The organism is Methylobacterium isbiliense (genome assembly GCF_022179325.1).
Taxonomy (GTDB): Bacteria; Pseudomonadota; Alphaproteobacteria; order Rhizobiales; family Beijerinckiaceae; genus Methylobacterium; species Methylobacterium isbiliense.
Genome location: NZ_BPQQ01000064.1, coordinates 18,069 through 34,270, shown reverse-complemented (window position 1 = coordinate 34,270; position 16,202 = coordinate 18,069). Strand labels below are relative to the sequence as shown.

Sequence of the window (16,202 nt, the reverse complement as noted above, 5' to 3'; positions counted from 1 at the left end):
TAGGCGAGCCGGAAGTGGTAAGGCCGGTGCTCAAGAGGCTGACCGGCCACGGTGACGCCGAGGTCGGCCATGTCGGTGAAGTCCGAGAGCCCGGTCCGCCCCGGCTCGTGGGTCTGACGGAAGATGACATCCTGCTCGGCGCCGTGGAGGGCGCGCCAGGCGCGGATGCACCGCTCGAGGGTGCGGCGGATGCCGGCGCCGAGCTCGGGATGGCGGCGCAGGATCTCCTCGAAGATTGCGACCGGTCTCAGGCTGGGCGCAGCCTGGATCAGGGGCACGATCTCGGTCTCGAAGAGGTCGCCTAGAGGATCGGGCCGGCGGCGGCCGCGCACGCCCTTCTTCATCGACGGGAGGCGCGGATCGCGGGCGAGCCGATAGCCGGTGGCGGGGCTGAGGGACGCCTTGGCGGCGGCCACCGCAACCGTGTCGGTACGACGGTACTGCATGAAGAGCCTCATCTGGTGATCGGTCACGTGGCGGCCGGGCACGCGGGTGGTCCTCTTAGGCGAGATGACCCATTCCGCACGACCAGCCGGCCGAGATCACCAGACGCTGCACGCCCTCAAGGGCCCGCCGCTCTCATCCTGATTGACGCGCTCAAATCACCCTGATTGCCGCGCTACAGACACGTCCTGCCCATACTCGGCCAGCAACTGGGCGGCCTGAGTAAGGGCGTGGATGTGATCGTCCGGGACGGGTCTGTCCGCCATGTGCTCGCTCAGCACGCGCTCGGCCAGGAGGTTCGCGAGGCGGGAGACCTCCGAGATGCCTGATGACTGATCGGTGGTGGCGGTCGCGGGTAGCGGGTCAGTGGTCATGGCTAGCCCTGCTGCTCACGAAGCCGCACGCCAGGGCGACCGTGGTTCATAAACTCGACGCCGCGGTTCCTGAGCTCGTTCATGACCCGCAGCCAGAACTTGGCTCCCTCGTTCTGCTCCAGCCACAGGCCAAGGATCTCCTTGGAGCCGTCGGCGCGCACGCCGAGCGCGATGTGGACAGCCTTGTTGCGGACCACGCCCTCGTTGCGCACCTTGATCCGCAGGGCGTCGAAGAACACGATCGGGTAGACCGGTTCCAGCGGCCGGGCCTGCCAGGCGGCGACCTCGTCGAGTACCGCGTCGGTCACCGCGCTGATCAGGTCGGGTGAGACCTCGATGCCGTACAGCTCGCGCAGGTGGGAGACGATCTCCCGGGTGCTCATGCCGCGGGCGTCCATCGACACGATCTTGTCGTCGAAGCCCGGAAAGCGGCGCTGAGAGCGGGCGATCAGCTGCGGGTCGAACGTCGCCTGCCGGTCGCGGGGGATCGCCAGCTCGATCCGGCCCGTCTCGGTCGTGACTGTTTTGCGGCCGTAGCCATTGCGCGTGTTGCCGGCCTCCTCGCCCGTCAGATGATGGTCCATCTCGGCGTTGAGCGCCCGCTCGGCCAGAGCCTTCTTCAGCTCGTCCAGCAGGCCATCGGCTTCAAAGGCCGTCTTCGGATCGGCGCCGGCCAGGAGCTGATCCACGATTGCGTCAGGGATGCGGGGCGCTTTGCGTCGTGCCATCGGGAACCTCCTTCGGGTCCACTATGGCCGCCCCACACGAAATTCCTGACAGTCCCCTTCACCACTCTCGCCTACGCCCTCGTCTGCCAATCTCAGGCAATACATTCGGTTCCTGATTCATATCCGCCGAGCCGCAGGAAGGGAAACAAATACCGGTACGTTCAGTAATAACTAGGCGGTGGTGCTACCTCCACCGTGTCGACCATATCGGCCAAAGCAGGATCGCGCGGAACTGCCGTCGCTACACCACCTTTATCTGAAGGAATATCGACACCAAGTTGTTCACGAAAATTCTCCTCTTCACCTTCTATGCTGACCCCAAATCGTCCGACCTTATGAACTTTGAAGCCGCTATTTTGAAGAAGTTCCGCAGCTTTCTCTAGGTCGAATTGATTCGGCTTCTCACTGTCAGGGTCTGCTGGTCGCACGCGCACGCTAGCTATCGTCATCATGTTCGCCACCATACTGCATACCCGTATGGATATAAGGGCTCGCTACGAAAGTACCATAGCCTGCTACATCATATAAGCGCTAGAGCGGCCGCAGCGTCAACCAGTCCCCATCCGGTGGCGACATTTGGTTGACCGACGGCAGGAGCCCCATTGCCTCCCGTACCGTTTGTTATAGGGTTGCATGTTTTGGTTAGGATATCCTTGACAATGGCAGGCGACAGAACGGTGCCATTAACCCTTGCTTTCTGAATTAAAAGAGCAATCACACCGGCAACCTGAGGTGTGGCGCTGCTCGTCCCGCTTGCCCCAACCCAGCCGTCGTTACCCTTTGTTCCATCCAACGCCATGCCAGCATGGTCCCTGTCCATTCGACTACCCGGCTTGGTTGGCAACATAAAATACACACCTTTCGGCAACTGGCCACAAAGTCCGCAGAGGTCCGGAACTTGACGATCAGCAAAGATATTGCTCCGAAAGCCACTTGCGAAATTGCTTGCGCTTAGATTACCTTCTGAGTTGGAGTAGACTCCCCCTATAGATATCACTTCGGGTTGACTAGCGGGCCATGCGGAGTGCCCATTTCCAGCGGCAAAAAGTAATATGCTCCCTTGCCGTACAAGATCGAGAATTGTTGCTTGCAAAATTGGAATAACTTGTTCGTTGTCGTAACCCCAAGAGCAGCTAATGATGTCGACACTCAGTTCGGCAGCCTCCTCAAGCGAATCTTGCGGAGGGTTACTCTGCTTAATGCCGAGTACTTCTACTTTTGGAGCGACCATAAACGCATTGAACGCAATTGCCGTTCCATGGCCGTAAGAATCAGAGCCAGGATTTGGAGAACTGAGCGTAGGTGTTGGACGAAGCAGGTAGCCTCCTGCTTGATAAAATGGATGAGAGAAGAATCCTGAGTCTATCATAGCTATACGTATGCCGGCGCCATCGAACTCCGAAGGTACATTCAAGATTGTACGAAGTTCCTTATCAGCCAAGCCGAACCACTTGTAAGTCGGCGGAATAGCGCTGGGGGCGAAATACAAAGGGGGAGGAATGAAAACGAAATTGTCGATATAATCGCTTACAGGTGCCGGAAGGGTTAAAGATTCGGTTGGCGCTAGAAACAAATCGCAAGCTCGTGGCTTATTGAAACTAGCAGCGAACGCGCGCACGGAGCGTTCTGGGCTCCGGCGAGGCAAAGACTGCAGCACGAGTTTAGTTTTACTCACCTCTTCTATAAGATTCGCGGCACCGGCCACCGTAAGGCCAAAACGACCCTGTCGAATTACCCTAAGTCCAAGCTCTTTCGCCCGTTCTACGGCCTTTTGCATCGCATCAACGCGCGGCCGGAACTGGCTGTAATTATCTGCGTTGAGGCGTCCACGTTGTGCTTGTATTGGCTCGCCGGCTTCTGTGGGGATCGCTAAAGTGACGGCAATTTCGTTTTTTAGCTCATCTAAGCGATTAGTAAGTTCCTTAGATGATTTTACGATTCTTTCCAATCCAGCAGTGAAGCTGAACGGATAATCATGGCTAGTTATTCCTGCTTTCCGAACGGAAGCGGTAGTTGTATTGCTCATGTTAACCTCAGTGTTGCGCGTCGACTTTATAGAAATATGTAACAGACACGGTCCATACTAAATACATTAGTCCTGCTATGGGAGCGTATTCACCTAAATCGAATGGAATCGATTTAGCGTTAAATAGCCACAACATGAAAGATATAGCAGAAATGATCACCGCTTTTACCTGTGTCTAGCCTAATTCATCCTTAGTGCTGTGAAATCTTATGGCTACACAGAACATGAGACAGGCTGCCGACAGTATGTAATAACCTATAGGTTGTAGGTCTGCTTTTAACGCGGTCACTATTGACGATCCAGCTCCAAATAGACCTAACGCCTCTGCAGGAACTAGCTTCGCAAGGCGCGATGCCCAGTCATCACCTTGGCTCCGGCGCGCCGGGGACCCAAATGATATAGGATGAATATTTTTATCCACGATGCGCAGTGTCATGGTAACAATACTCCCAGTGAAATATGGCTTAGAACAAGATCGTCCGCAAGCGATGAGCTTGGGGACTGGGAATATATGTCATGGGACATGTGCGCCACTGATGTTGGATGCGTAGCTTAGCCGTAATCCAATGGCGTGGTCTGCCTTGGAGCTTGGGGCAAAATCGGCGTGAGCGGGTTGAAAGGGCATGGACCCTCTCTTACCCGACGACCTCTGGGTGGTGATCGCGCCACTTCTGCCGCCTGCACCTGAGAAGCTGAAATGTGGACGGCTGCGCGCCTCGGATCGGGCCGCGCTGGCGGGCATCATCCTGGGGCTGCTCATCGGCACGCAGTGGAAGCACTTGCCGCGTTCCGGAGTGGGCTGCAGCGGCGAGACGAGTTGGCGGCAGCTGGGGCGTGGCAGGCCGCCGGCGTCTGGGCCGCCCTGCACCGCGTGCTGCTGAAGCAGTGCCAATATGCCGACGCCCTCCGGCTGGTCGCGCACCGCCCTCGAGACGCTTTACGCACCGTCTTCACTCACTTCGGCCGCGAGCTTGTGGTCCGAGGCCCTGATAGAGTCTCGGTCGAGACTGTGCCTCCCAGCTCGACCCGCGGCGTGCTGGTCAAGACCGGCACGCTGATCGATGCCGCCGGGATCAGGTCAGCCCCACCCAGCGACGAGGAGACCCACCAAGTGGGCACCGGCGGCGCGGGGGGGGCGGTGCCCGCCTAAGCGATGCAGAACGTCTAGCAGGGACAATCCCCCGTACCTGTTAAAAAATCGGGATCTTTGCTCTTCATAATCTGTTCGTACAACTCGGGATTATCTCTCTTAATATTGGCCAGAGATATTCTGGACTCATCAATCAAAATCTTGATTTTATCTGCGTCAACATAAACATAAAATTCGTGTTCATCCAACTTTTGCTCCACTTCGTCAAGGCGATTACTCAGTTGTATAATTTCAAAATACCTTCTAATCTGGGCTGCCGAGTACATATTCTTCTTAGACTTGGCTGTATTTCTGGCCATTTGAAGCTCCTCGATTACAGATTTAGGGTACGATCCTGGCAACTCCGAGACTTATCTTGTTAAAATCATCGCGGAAATTATTGTCTCGTATTATCTGAAATTTTTCATCGATGGTTGATTTGCCAATACCTGTGATATTGCCGTATTGATCGTATAATACAATCTTATCGCGCTGACTTGGCAGGCTTATTAGGACAATAATAGTATGAACATCCCATCGATAATTATCAACGCTTATTTTGAGTGAGGTTGGAATGGTCGACCCAGTTAAAGGACTTGTACTTATTGTCGGGTCGATATTGCCTGTTGTTTTTGTAGTAAACATTATAGTATCGTTCATATCTGCGTCGGTAGCTGAAGTTTTCGACCCCAAATTCTCATGCTGATTTTGCCAGACAAAATCCTTAACGAGGGTATTAATTCGAGTTAACCCCGTCGATGGATAGATGGGATTCTCGAACCGTGGTACCGTTGCGCAGTATGACTCAGGTAATCTCCGGGCTAAGCTGTCAAATCCGTCGTAATTGCGAAACTGTCGTTTCACCTGTCGTGTCCGGTCGTTCTTTGCTAGAAGCCCGACCGAGTTACTGCCGTTTGTAAGCTGCTTTAATAACGTGAGATCGAATCCTGCTACATTATTCTCGATCGAATCGATTGTGAAATCATAGCTAATGCTTGTATCTGCATAAAATGTGTATAACCGCTTTGCTCTTGGAGCCAATTTTGACAAATCAATCGTGCGAAAGCGCGATCGATCTTCATTCAGCCAATCTGCAAGCTGCTCACCTGTCATACGCTCATATACGACGAAATCCTTGAAATGGTGCAAGGTTGAGATGATTTCGTCCCTAACCGCTTCTCTCGCTTGGCAGCGAGTAATACGTACGATGTCTTTACTTTGATAACTCGTGACATCTTCTGGCAGGGGGTATATAGAGCACCCGCCACAACAAATCGCAAGAATTGAGGCAGCTACGCCTGTGAATGCGAAACGCAACTGTTGCCTCCCCTTATTTTAACGTATATCTAGTATGTCGATGAGAGGCTGACCGTCAATTAGTTTCGGAAGCATGCATTTTAAATTCAAGGTGAAATGACCTGTATGTGTCTTCTGCGCATCACCTCTAGTGCTGCTGCATCCAACTGCATCTCTTATGTGTCAAAACAAAGAGATAAAGATGGCGCTCAAGAGCCTGGATCGTGATTATCTATGCATACGGACACATGTAACTGAAGTATATTTCGTAACAAAGTGTTGCTGCTGTTGCGCTTTTTTCTGAGCCGCTGCTCTGCATATTAAGGTGAACGTGGGCTGATCAGTTAGAAGATTAAGCGAAATCTAGGCGATCCGCTGTGCGCTGACCCGCTGGGCGGGGCTGAGCTTGTTCCTCGCTAATGGGCGGGGCGAGCTCAACACCAACGTCGTCGAGCGCACGATCATGCCATTGGCCCTGACGCGCAAGAACGCGCTGGTCGGCGGCTCTGATGGCGACGCGGAGCGATCACCTTACTGATTAAGACGGGCAAGCTCATCAGCTTCGATCCGGGCAGCTACCTGGCTGACGTGATCATCCGCGCTGTCGAGGGCTACCCCAACAGCAGCCGGGACGAGCTGCTGCCCTGGGGCCTGGGGGCCGGTAGGCAGCATACTTCAGATCTGCGCGACTCAATGAACGCCCTGGTGGTCGTCGATGAAGGTGATCATCTCAGCGACCGGCGATCGAGCTCCGCCATTACAAAATACGCGCCGACCTGGCGCAAGATCTCATTGGTCTGCCGGAGTTCGCGGTTCTCTCGCTCCAGCGCCTCGATCCGTTCACGCTGGTCTGTCATCGGCGCGGCACGTTGAACCCGGTCGCGCTTGGACCTCCGACACCAAGTTGCGCAGGGTCTCGCCCGAGAGCCCAATCTTCACCGCTATCGAGCGGATCGACGCTCATTGCGGGCCGTGATCATGCTGGCGATCGAAGACCATCCGCACCACGCGCTCTCGGATCTCGGGAGAACAGGGTGGGGTTCACTTCGTTCTGGCTCCATCCTCGGAGGAGCTGGAGCCTGCGAGGATCCCCGGCGCGGTTCTCCGTCCATGACGCGCAGCGACCAGAGCTGGGTCATTTGACGCCACAGGACGAGCATGGGCATAAGCAGTGAGAGGCTGTTGCAAGCAGTCCTCAGTTTTCTGTCTGATTTGACTGCGCAATCGATAACATTAGCGATAAGTGTATTCTCATATATATTAGAAATAAATACCCAAACTTGAGAGAAGATACGACCGAGTAAGGCCGCATTCTGTGCTCAAAGCGATTGATTTCATCAGATCGTTGCACTCCTCATTGTTCAGGGAGAGAGCCATAGCGTACACATGCTCTTGACGATGAAAGCCGCCGAACACGTCGATTATCTCACTGCGTCTGGTATCAAAAATATATTGATTGCGACTTGCGCTGCTCCGCAGAGTAGCCATTACATTAATTGTTATGGAGTCGGCGATAGGTGGAAGCTGCTCATGTACGTCTAGGCTTTTACGATAAAGATACATTTCACCGTCTGCAAGACGCAGTTGTCCGTTGTTTATCAGCTCCACTTTCTCACCAATATATCCGTGTACTTTGTTGTTATCATAAAGAAACATATTAGAAACATACCCAGGACCAAGATAGTTTATTGTAAGGAAATCAAAGTTATGATCATGAGCTAATCCATATGTATTTATGTCCATTCTCTCGTAATCTTTAGTTGCGCGCCACAAGTTTGCTCTGACCATAAAATCTGGCCCTGATGCAAGCACAAGGCACGGAGGAGTGTAACGGTTGTGAATTTCAAAATTGGTAAGGCCCTTCTCAAGCTCATTTATGACATACTCTATAAGAAAATTTCTATTTAGTTGAAGGCGCCCGAGCATATCAGCGCAACTGTATATAGAGTCTTGGTCGCTGAAGTCAACTTCTGATCTTACATAATCAACGAACTCATCCAGCTCACACTGGCTCCTGGCTCTATTCTTTATGATGTTTAACATGTAAGTCAGTCCTATCCTGATTTAACTTGTGCAGAAATTGCTGAAACTTTCGTGTTTCCGCTTCCTCCGTCATTTTCTCAATCAAATTATTTGGGATACTATCACGTAGTGCACTGTAAAATGTTAGCCAAAATTGAACCCGAGACTCTCTAGAGCTCGTCGAAACCGCTTCGAGACGCTGAAACGTGTCACGGTTGTATGATACATAGTAATCATCGCCAAACATCTTCCAAGTGGCAACAATAAACGTGCAATTTTCACTGCGGGGTACGAAATCAAAAAGTTTGCGGCTTTCACTTGTTTTTGCAAATAAATAAGTACCACCCTGTGGTTCTGGAGAGACTTTATTCTTATCGACAATCTCACCATAAGCGTCGAGCGAATAAGAATAGAGGTCATATTGTCCAGTCACCGGCATAATACAGGTTTCGTAGGCCACCGATTGAAGCGAGTTCTTTTTTGGCTCTTCTGACTGACGCATGAGCATAAGTTCGACTGCTATCAATTCAGTGTCCACAACCTCAACGGTATTTCTATTGACCCCAAATCCGTCATCAATTCCTTGCTCGATCCGTCTCAATTCGTTGAGGACCACTTTTAGTGCAAGCCCGCAACTCCGCAGTTTACTCAGCCGGAGGAGCGCAATCACGAAATCGGCGGAGATCGGCCCACTCGCAAACATGGGAACGGTCCTTCATGAACGCCGAAAAGGTGAGATTATGATCCGACAGAGCTACGGGCTTTTGAAAGAGGCTGTCAAACCCCCTTAAATAATTTCTCAAGATCTTTTGTTGTCAAACGGGTCCCAACGCCTTTAAGCATTTTATCAAGCGCATCTTTAGCTTCACTGTTTAAATTCGATGGATCAGAAATTTTTGATCTCGTCGTCGAATCTCCTAGCCCAGCACGGATTTCGTCCAGAAGTTGTTGATCGGAAGATACTTGTACTCTACCGCTCGTAATCTTATCCACGGCAATACCGATTACCATGCCCCACTCTAATCTTGCTCCTGCTCCAGCTAATTTGACGGCGCCTGGATCTATTCCGAGATAGCTCATGGTTATACCTTCCTATGATGGAGAAATCATAACGTCCCGGCGAGCGAGATGAGCATCTCGCAGTCGTAATGTGATGTCAAGTGGAGTGGAGGAATTGGATAATCCGCGAGCAGACTCTTAACAATAGTTTCTTTCTGTGTATAGGTCGTTCCTCTTTGTCAGCCGTGCGGAGTGAATAGACGATGAGTCGGTTTGGATGATAGCGTGATTGGTTTTTTTGCCGTGTTTTTAATTAGGTTTTGCATCTGAATTATAAGCCTATGCAGTCACTTATTTATCATATTAATTCAATAAGGGCTTGAAAGAGAATTGCGTGTACTTTGCTCGGACGAAGGTCGATCGTCTGCTCCGTGCCACGAATAGGGCCATTGTGCACCGCCCGATGGTAAAGTCCGCGCCCAATGGGATTGTGCCGTTGGTAAGGCCCTTCACGGTGGTCACGAGGTCAGAGGTTAGGTCGAAGTAGGCAGCGGCGAAGGGAGCGTTGAGTCGCCCGATATCGGTGATGGCCTCGTCGAGCATCCGCAGGATGCCGGGGCGGCCCGCGGTCCCGCACAAGCGCTCGGGGTAGCCCTTCCGCGTCAACGGGAAGCTGGTTGAGCCCGCCACCGGCTCGATGATCACGGCCGCGACCGGCTCGCTGCCGACATAGCGCCCAACTGCTCCACATCGTAGGACGTGCTCATAAAGGTGGTAGGATCCGCCACCCGGCGTGAGGTCGCCTGTCAACGGCAGGCGGCCTACGGCATCAGTGAACAGCGGACCTGGTCAGCGGCGGGCGTCGGCCGCTTCTGTCAGCGCCATTGCGGGCGGGCTGGTCCTGGTGTGGCCCCCAATTCGGCCGGACACGGGGCGCAACCGTGAGGGCCTAGGCAAAAGCCTAGGCGTGCGCCTATGTCGAACGACACGCAGCGGATCGAGATCATCACCGGGCGCGAGCGCCGCAGGCGCTACACCGCCCACGAGAAGGTGCGCTTCGTCGAGGAGACGATGCAGCCCGGCATGACCGTCTCGGCGGTGGCGCGGATGCACGGCCTCTCGCCGAGCCTGCTATTCGGGTGGAGGCGTCGCATGGCCGAGGGCGGATAGGTGGCGGTGCAGGCCGACGAGGAGGTCGTCGCCGCCAGCCGGGTGCGCGAGTTGGAAGCCCGCGTGCGCGACCTGGAGCGTCTGCTCGGCCGCAAGACGCTGGAGGTCGAGGTGCTCAAGGAGGCGCTGACCGTCGCGCGGGTAAACAAAGCCGCGGGGCCGCTGCCGCCGCCGCCCGCGGGCTCTTCCCGGTGAAGGTCGTGGCTGACGTGCTCGGTGTGGCCCGCTCCACCCTCGTCGAGCAGATACGGGGCGCGTCTCGGTCGCGTGGCCCCTAGCGCCGCGCCGACGACGACACCATCCTCGCCGCCGTCCGCGCCATCACGGACGTGCGGCCCACCTACGGCTCCCGACGGGTGACGGCGATCCTGAACCGGACGCGGCGCGCCACCGGCGAACCCGCGCTGAACCACAAGCGAGTGTTCCGCCTGCTGAAGCGAGACAGCCTGCTCCTCCAGCGCCATACGGGCGAGCGGCCCGTGCGCGCCCACGAGGGTCGCGTGATTGCCCCGGCCTCGAACCAGCGCTGGTCCTCGGACGCGCTGGAGATCGGCTGCTGGAACGGCGAGGTGGTGCGGGTGGCCTTCGCCATCGACACCCATGACCGCGCGGTGATCGCCTGGGTGGCTTCGACGGGCGGGGTCAGCGGCCAGATAGTGCGCGATCTCATGCTGGCCTGCGTCGAGGCGCGCGTCGGTGACCTGCGCACAACCCATCCCGTGCAGGGGCTGGCCGACAACGGCTCTGCCTACACGGCCGCCGAGACGCTGTCCTTCGCGGCAGCCCTCGGCCTCGTGCCCTGCTTCACGCCGGTGCGCTCGCCCGAGAGCAACGGGGTGAGCGAGGCGTTCGGGAAGACGCTCAAGCGCGACTATGCCCGCGTGCAGCCCCGCCCCGACGCCGACACCCTTCTGGCTCGGATCGGCGCCTGGATCACCGACTACAACGAAAACCATCCCCGCCGGGGGCTCGGCATGCGCTCGCCCCGCGAGTTCATCCGTGCTCAGCTGCGACCAGCCCCGTGTCCGGTCTGATGGGGGCAACTCCAGGTCCGGACTTGCTGCTGCCGCTCTCGCTACACCCATGATCATGTGGGGCTAGCGATAAAGCGAAGCGGTTCCTGTGTTGGGGCCGAGATTAGGGCCGGCTCGGTGCCTAATTGAAATTTCTCATTTGTGTCAGTACATTACTGCGTGAGATTGGCGGAGAGGGAGGGATTCGAACCCCCGATGGACTTGCGCCCATGCCGCATTTCGAGTGCGGTGCATTCAACCACTCTGCCACCTCTCCGAGGTGGGGCGCCCATCCGCGGCCGGATCGGTCGATCTGGCCGGGCTCGAGGGCGTCCCGCGCGTGCCCCCGCGCGAGGGCGGGAGGGCGTGGTCGACGGCGTGCTCATACAGAGCGGCGGCTGCGGTGTCCACCGGAAAACGCCGCCGCGGGAGCGGGACGGCCGCGCCTCAGTCGGCGCGGCTGCCGAGGTAGTAGACGGCGGGGCGCAGACGGCGGTTGAGGGGACCTTCGCTCACGGAATCCCCGTAATAGCCGAAGCCGGTCGGCCCGAAGGCGCCGCCGTTCAGCACCGAGGCGACCGGCACCGCCCGGATCGCCACCAAGGGCGCGCCGCTGCGCGGGGCGTACGGGTCGACCTGCAGCACGACCGGGCCGCGGGCCGCGGCCCGCGCGTAGATGTCCAGGGGCGGAGCCTCGGGCCGCACCCGCACGGCGAGCGGCGCGCCGGAACCCGGGGGAAGACCCTGCGCGGCGGCGGGGCCGGCGAGCAGGAGCGCGGCGAGCGGGAGAGCGGAGCGGCGGAGCACGGGCAAGGACCCTTCGCGGGGACGCAATGCCGGCTCAACGCGCGGGAAGCGGAACCGTTGCCGAGGGGCCTTGCTCCGCTCTCTGGCTCCGCCCTCTGGATCAGCCCCGGCTGCGGATGACCACCTCGGGCTCGCGCCGCGCCGGCTCGCAATCGGTCCAGTAGGCGTTCAGCACGGTCGGCCTGGAGCGGCAGCGATAGGCCTCCTGCGGACCCGGCGCCGGCACGGGATCGCGGGCGACGATCGGGTTCGGCGCGCAGGCGGCCGGGGCGAGGACCGCGAGCGCGAGACCGACGATCTGCAGCGAACGACGCATGGGGAACCCGGGCTGGAGCAGCGACAGCGTGGCCGCAACCCTGACGCCGCCCCCGTCCCGGATCAAGCCGCGGCGGGCGCGGCGGGCCGCAGGGCGGGGCCTTTCCCCTGCCCTGTCACCCCCCGGCCACAACCTGCACGGGGGATGGTGCGGCCGGTTGCGTGGGCCTCGCGGCGCCTACACGGCCTTCTGCAGCGGCACCACGTTGTGCAGGGTGCGCTCCGCCCCGTCGAAGAAGCGGCGGATGTTGCGGGCGGCCTGCCGGATGCGCTGCTCGTTCTCGACGAGGGCGATGCGCACGAAATCGTCGCCGTGCTCGCCGAAGCCGATCCCCGGCGCCACCGCCACGTCCGCCTTCTCGACCAGCAGCTTCGAGAATTCGAGGCTGCCGAGGCCGCGGAATTTTTCCGGGATCGGCACCCAGGCGAACATCGAGGCGGAGGGCGCTGGAATCGTCCAGCCGCATTTCTGGAAGGAATCGACCAGCGCGTCGCGCCGCCGCCGGTAGGTGGCGCGCATCTCGTGGATGCAGGCGTCCGGGCCGTTGAGCGCCGCGGTGGCGGCGACCTGGATGGGCGTGAAGGCCCCGTAATCGAGGTAGGACTTCACGCGGGTGAGCGCCGCGAGCAGCCGCTCGTTGCCCACCGCGAAGCCCATGCGCCAGCCCGCCATCGAGAAGGTCTTGGACAGCGAGGTGAACTCGACCGTGACGTCGAGGGCGCCGGGCACCTGCAGCACGGAGGGCGGCGGATTGGCGTCGTCGAAATAGACCTCCGCGTAGGCGAGGTCCGAGAGCAGGATCAGGTCGTGCTTCTTCGCAAAGGCGACGAGGTCCCGGTAGAAGTCGAGGGAGGCGACGTAGGCGGTCGGATTCGAGGGGTAGCAGACCACCATCGCCACGGGCTTGGGGATCGAGTGCTGCATCGCCCGCTCGGCCGCCGGGAAGAAGGCAGGGGTCGGCTCGGCGGGGACCGAGCGGATCACGCCCCCCGCCATCAGGAAGCCGAAGGCGTGGATCGGGTAGCTCGGGTTGGGCACCAGCACCACGTCGCCCGGCGCGGTGATGGCCTGGGCCATGTTGGCGAAGCCCTCCTTCGAGCCCAGCGTCGCCACGACCTGCGTCTCGGGGTTGAGGGTGACGCCGAAGCGGCGCTGGTAGTAGCCGGCCTGGGCGCGGCGCAGACCCGCGATGCCCTTCGAGGCCGAGTAGCGGTCGGTGCGCGGCTTGCCGGCGGTCTCGACCAGCTTCTCGATCACGTGGCGGGGCGCGTCGAGGTCCGGATTGCCCATGCCCAGATCGATAATGTCGGCGCCGTTGGCGCGGGCGGCGGCCTTGATCCGGTTGACCTGCTCGAAGACGTAAGGGGGCAGTCGCTTGATGCGGTGAAAGTCGGTCATCGGCCGGATCCTGATCGGCGCCGCCTCCCGGGGCGCCCGTCGCGTCACACGATCGCGGGCGGCCGCGGCCGCCCGAGCCGTCCTGCTTAGCCCCGTTCGGGCCGAAGCGGAATGCCCGGAAAGGCGATTTGCGGGACTCTCAGCGGGCCTGCGTCGTCCCGCCCGCCTTGGCGGCATCCCGGCCGCGGGCCTCGTTGCGCTGGCGGCTCGCGTCGAGGTCGGCCTCCAGGTCCTTCACGCCGGCGGCCGACTTGGCCCGGATCGCCCGCGGCGGCGCCGAGACGCCGACCGGCAGGAAGTCGCCCCCCTCGCGCCGCGAGCGGGCGACGAAATCCGGTGCCGTCGCGGGCGGCGGCGCGATCCCGGCCGCCTTCGCGGCCTCGCGCACCGGGTTGCCCCCGTCGAGGACGCAGCCCCCCAACACCACGCCGAGACAGGCCGCGCAGAGACCGGTCAAGGCGGGGCGAGCAAAGCCGAGTTGAGCCGAGCCGAGGCGGAGCAGGCCGCGACGGGCCGGGTCGGGGCCGGCCGGGGCCGGAAGCGTGGGGCTGCGCATGACGAGGGAGAAAACCTTCGGGGCATCTGGCGAAACCGGCTTGTGAGGCGTTAATTTGTCCGAAAGGCGGCCCGTCCGGGGGCGGACCTTGCGACAGGGAGGGGTGACGCGTGACGGTCGAGAAGATCGCGACGCCGATCGTGGATGTGGAGTCGATGTCCCGCAATGCCGGGCGCTTCGTCGAGGAGTTCGGGCGGGCCGCCGCCGCCTACGCCAAGCCCTTCGAGGCGGGCAAACCCGATGCCGGCATGGCGGACGGGGTGGTGGAGGTGGTGCGCACCCTCGGCACCGTGGCGGAGCGCTGGTTCGCCGATCCCCAGAAGGCGACCGAGGCGCAGACGCTGATCGGCGGCCAGTTCCTCGCCCTGTGGGGCTCCACGCTCCAGCGCATGCAGGGCGAAACCGTGACCCCCGTAGTGCTGCCCGACCCGCGCGACAAGCGCTTCGCCGCGCCCGAATGGTCGTCGAACCCGATGTTCGACTTCCTCAAGCAGGGCTACCTGATCACCACGCGCTGGGCCGAGATCCTCGTCGACGAGGCCGAGGGCATCGACGATCACACCCGCGCCAAGGCGCGCTTCTACGTGCGCCAGCTCGCCAGCGCCCTCTCGCCCTCGAACTTCGTGCTGACCAACCCGGAGCTGATCCGGGACACCCTGCGCGAGAACGGCGCCAACCTCGTGCGCGGCATGGCGATGCTGGCCGAGGACGTCGAGGCGGGACGCGGCGAGCTGCGCCTGCGCCAGACCGATCCGGGCCGCTTCGAGATCGGCGTCAACATGGCCAGCACGCCCGGCGAGGTCATCTTCCGCAACGACCTCATCGAGCTGATCCAGTACGCCCCCCAGACCGAGACGGTGCTCAAGCGCCCGCTCCTGATCGTGCCGCCCTGGATCAACAAGTTCTACATCCTCGACCTCAACAAGGACAAGAGCTTCATCAACTGGGCGGTGCAGCAGGGGCTCACGGTGTTCGTGATCTCCTGGGTCAATCCGGACGAGCGGCACGCCGGGAAGGATTTCGAGAGCTACATGCGCGAGGGCATCTTCGCGGCCCTCGACACGATCGAGGCGGCGACGGGCGAGCGCAAGGTCACGGCGGCGGGCTACTGCGTCGGCGGCACGCTGCTCGGCGTGAGCCTCGCCTACATGGCGGCGACCGGGGACGACCGGATCGAGAGCGCCACCTTCCTCACCACCCAGGTCGACTTCACCCATGCCGGCGACCTGAAGGTCTTCGTCGACGAGCAGCAGATCCAGGCGGTCGAGGCCAGCATGCAGGCCAAGGGCTACCTCGACGGCTCCAAGATGGCGAACGCCTTCAACATGCTGCGGCCGAACGACCTGATCTGGCCCTACGTCGTCAACAACTACCTGAAGGGCAAGGCGCCGCTGCCCTTCGACCTCCTGTACTGGAACTCCGACGCGACCCGGATGCCGGCCGCCAACCATTCGTTCTACCTGCGCAACTGCTACCTGGAGAACCGGCTCTCGCGCGGCGAGATGAGGCTCGGCACCGTGCGCCTCGACCTGTCGCAGGTGACGATCCCGGTCTTCAATCTCGCCACCCGCGAGGACCACATCGCCCCCGCCCTCTCGGTGTTCGAGGGCTGCCGCAGCTTCGGCGGGCCGGTGGATTACGTGCTCGCCGGCTCGGGCCACATCGCGGGCGTGGTCAACCCGCCCGCCAAGCCGAAGTACCAGTACTGGACCGGCGGCCCGGCGCAGGGCGACCTCGCCGACTGGATCAAGGCCGCGACCGAGCATCCCGGCTCGTGGTGGCCCTACTGGTTCTCGTGGATCGAGGCCCAGGCCCCCGAGCGGGTGCCGGCCCGGGAGCCAGGCGGCGGGGCGCTGCCCTCGCTCGCGCCCGCCCCCGGCACCTATGTGCGGATGAAGGCCTGACGGCCGGTCCGGCGCCGTCG

General features: G+C 59.9%; 15 protein-coding genes, 1 tRNA gene, 5 pseudogenes and 1 other annotated feature. Of the genes and pseudogenes, 4 read left to right on the top strand and 17 right to left on the bottom strand.

The window, feature by feature from the left end; translation table 11 throughout:
- From MFF61_RS24540 to MFF61_RS24520, 5 genes and pseudogenes are all read right to left on the bottom strand, one after another.
- On the bottom strand, positions 1–488 hold a 488-nt coding region (locus MFF61_RS24540; protein WP_505744353.1), incomplete at its 3' end, for an IS21 family transposase.
- A 114-nt stretch (positions 489–602) separates the two neighbouring features.
- On the bottom strand, positions 603–818 hold the full coding sequence (locus MFF61_RS24535) for a hypothetical protein (protein WP_238240203.1): 216 nt from the start codon (positions 816–818) through the stop codon (positions 603–605).
- Positions 819–871: 53 nt separating this feature from the next.
- Positions 872–1,546, bottom strand: a pseudogene (locus MFF61_RS24530) (IS256 family transposase); the annotation flags it as partial.
- 161 nt (positions 1,547–1,707) lie between these two features.
- Complete coding sequence (locus MFF61_RS24525; RefSeq protein ID WP_238240202.1) at positions 1,708–1,998, bottom strand: hypothetical protein; 291 nt, start codon at positions 1,996–1,998, stop codon at positions 1,708–1,710.
- 68 nt (positions 1,999–2,066) lie between these two features.
- Positions 2,067–3,572 (bottom strand): S8 family serine peptidase, encoded by a 1,506-nt coding sequence (locus tag MFF61_RS24520; RefSeq protein WP_238240201.1) that lies wholly within the window; start codon positions 3,570–3,572, stop codon positions 2,067–2,069.
- A 623-nt stretch (positions 3,573–4,195) separates the two neighbouring features.
- Here MFF61_RS24520 and MFF61_RS24515 point away from each other — a divergent pair.
- Positions 4,196–4,522 (top strand): annotated as a pseudogene (locus MFF61_RS24515) (transposase); the annotation flags it as partial.
- A 214-nt stretch (positions 4,523–4,736) separates the two neighbouring features.
- Here MFF61_RS24515 and MFF61_RS24510 read toward each other — a convergent pair.
- Together MFF61_RS24510 and MFF61_RS24505 are read right to left on the bottom strand one after the other, a co-directional pair.
- Positions 4,737–5,021, bottom strand: coding sequence for a hypothetical protein (locus MFF61_RS24510; RefSeq protein ID WP_238240198.1), 285 nt, complete (start codon positions 5,019–5,021; stop codon positions 4,737–4,739).
- Positions 5,022–5,043: 22 nt separating this feature from the next.
- Positions 5,044–6,018: a Y4kA family protein gene (locus tag MFF61_RS24505; RefSeq protein WP_238240197.1), complete on the bottom strand. Its 975-nt coding sequence runs from the start codon at positions 6,016–6,018 to the stop codon at positions 5,044–5,046.
- Between the two features lie 346 nt (positions 6,019–6,364).
- Between MFF61_RS24505 and MFF61_RS24500 the strand changes: the two are divergent.
- Positions 6,365–6,645, top strand: a pseudogene (locus tag MFF61_RS24500) (IS66 family transposase); the annotation flags it as partial.
- A gap of 4 nt (positions 6,646–6,649) precedes the next feature.
- Positions 6,650–6,768 (bottom strand) — a sequence feature (AL1L pseudoknot).
- Here MFF61_RS24500 and MFF61_RS24495 read toward each other — a convergent pair.
- The 5 genes and pseudogenes from MFF61_RS24495 to MFF61_RS24475 form a co-directional block, all read right to left on the bottom strand.
- A pseudogene (locus MFF61_RS24495) lies at positions 6,691–6,996 on the bottom strand (transposase); the annotation flags it as partial. Its footprint overlaps the feature before it by 78 nt.
- Before the next feature lie 261 nt (positions 6,997–7,257).
- Positions 7,258–8,040 (bottom strand): hypothetical protein, encoded by a 783-nt coding sequence (locus MFF61_RS24490; protein ID WP_238240196.1) that lies wholly within the window; start codon positions 8,038–8,040, stop codon positions 7,258–7,260.
- A complete protein-coding gene (locus MFF61_RS24485; RefSeq protein WP_238240195.1) occupies positions 8,018–8,722 on the bottom strand; it encodes a hypothetical protein in 705 nt (234 codons plus the stop codon). The genes MFF61_RS24490 and MFF61_RS24485 overlap by 23 nt, the downstream gene beginning before the upstream one ends.
- Positions 8,723–8,796: 74 nt before the next feature.
- The gene (locus MFF61_RS24480; protein ID WP_238240194.1) at positions 8,797–9,099 is read right to left on the bottom strand and encodes a hypothetical protein; all 303 of its coding nucleotides are present in this window, start codon (positions 9,097–9,099) and stop codon (positions 8,797–8,799) included.
- A gap of 282 nt (positions 9,100–9,381) precedes the next feature.
- Positions 9,382–9,828, bottom strand: a complete 447-nt coding sequence (locus MFF61_RS24475; protein WP_283206033.1) for an aminotransferase class III-fold pyridoxal phosphate-dependent enzyme — start codon at positions 9,826–9,828, stop codon at positions 9,382–9,384.
- Between the two features lie 165 nt (positions 9,829–9,993).
- On the opposite strand from MFF61_RS24475, the pseudogene MFF61_RS24470 reads away from it, so the two are divergent.
- Positions 9,994–11,222, top strand: a pseudogene (locus tag MFF61_RS24470) (IS3 family transposase).
- A gap of 166 nt (positions 11,223–11,388) precedes the next feature.
- Here MFF61_RS24470 and MFF61_RS24465 read toward each other — a convergent pair.
- The 5 genes from MFF61_RS24465 to MFF61_RS24445 all read right to left on the bottom strand — a co-directional run bounded on the left by MFF61_RS24465 (position 11,389) and on the right by MFF61_RS24445 (position 14,278).
- Positions 11,389–11,478, bottom strand: a tRNA-Ser gene (locus tag MFF61_RS24465).
- 170 nt (positions 11,479–11,648) lie between these two features.
- Positions 11,649–12,008 (bottom strand): hypothetical protein, encoded by a 360-nt coding sequence (locus tag MFF61_RS24460; RefSeq protein ID WP_238240189.1) that lies wholly within the window; start codon positions 12,006–12,008, stop codon positions 11,649–11,651.
- A gap of 100 nt (positions 12,009–12,108) precedes the next feature.
- On the bottom strand, positions 12,109–12,324 hold the full coding sequence (locus MFF61_RS24455; RefSeq protein WP_238240186.1) for a hypothetical protein: 216 nt from the start codon (positions 12,322–12,324) through the stop codon (positions 12,109–12,111).
- Positions 12,325–12,501: 177 nt separating this feature from the next.
- The gene (locus MFF61_RS24450; RefSeq protein ID WP_238240183.1) at positions 12,502–13,722 is read right to left on the bottom strand and encodes an LL-diaminopimelate aminotransferase; all 1,221 of its coding nucleotides are present in this window, start codon (positions 13,720–13,722) and stop codon (positions 12,502–12,504) included.
- A gap of 139 nt (positions 13,723–13,861) precedes the next feature.
- A complete protein-coding gene (locus tag MFF61_RS24445; RefSeq protein ID WP_238240182.1) occupies positions 13,862–14,278 on the bottom strand; it encodes a hypothetical protein in 417 nt (138 codons plus the stop codon).
- A gap of 155 nt (positions 14,279–14,433) precedes the next feature.
- Here MFF61_RS24445 and phaC point away from each other — a divergent pair, with 155 nt between their 5' ends.
- Positions 14,434–16,182, top strand: a complete 1,749-nt coding sequence (gene phaC / locus MFF61_RS24440) for a class I poly(R)-hydroxyalkanoic acid synthase (RefSeq protein WP_238240205.1) — start codon at positions 14,434–14,436, stop codon at positions 16,180–16,182.
- Positions 16,183–16,202: the final 20 nt, after the last annotated feature.